The sequence below is a fragment of the Pseudomonas marginalis genome (assembly GCF_001645105.1).
GTDB classification, from domain to species: Bacteria; Pseudomonadota; Gammaproteobacteria; order Pseudomonadales; family Pseudomonadaceae; genus Aquipseudomonas; species Aquipseudomonas petroselini.
This window is the reverse complement of record NZ_LKEG01000043.1, coordinates 211,900-212,629: the sequence shown is the minus strand read 5'-3', so window position 1 is coordinate 212,629 and position 730 is coordinate 211,900. Positions and strand designations below refer to the sequence as shown.

Genomic DNA, 730 nt, shown 5'->3' with positions numbered 1-730 from the left:
GTTTTGGGCGATCAGAAGTTTGCGGCCGAGATTGAGCAGGCATTAGGTAAACGAGTTTCGCAGGGGGTGTCAGGACGCCCAAGAAGTGTGAGCTAAAAGAATAGAAGAATAGTGGTCTGACCCCTATTTCCTTCAGTAAAACAGGTGTAGCAGAATTTAAGGTGGAACCATGGTCCAAGAAATAATTCAGTGCGAGCGCTCGGGCGTAAACCCAAAATGGCCTTCTTATAAAAGTGTGCTGGGGCGCATAGCCAAGGGGCCACATGTCTCGGATGAATATGAGATAGCCGGTATTCGCGAGTACGTTACTCGCGAGGATGCTTCGCCGAAGCGTTCAATGATGGTTCCAAACAGAAACAATGCAACAGATGCTCGTGCAGAATGGATGTCGGTGACAAGGGCTCACAAAGTACTTGCCACTGCAACGGGAAACCCGCAATGGCTTTCCGAATTGGCACACTGGATGCGTTACTACCAAGTAGGCATTTGGCAGTTGTTTTTTTGGGCGGGGCAGTTTGACGTTTTGGCTAAAGCCGTAGGTAATGACAGACGCCAACAAAACTACAGCATCCAAACCGCTGCCAACATGATGGCCGCCATGGCGACTCTGGGCTGGAAGGAAGCTGTCATCCACCAAGGCTATTTGACCCATGCGGCGCTCAACCGTGGTCATCAACTGGTCATCGAGTATGAAGAGCAGCACCGCCGCGCCCAAGCCTTTATGCTGCGA

The 730-nt window shown here is 51.1% G+C and carries 1 pseudogene; it reads left to right on the top strand.

Annotated elements, in window-relative coordinates:
* Positions 1 to 493 precede the first annotated feature (493 nt).
* Positions 494 to 730, top strand: a pseudogene (locus AO064_RS31575) (hypothetical protein); the annotation flags it as partial.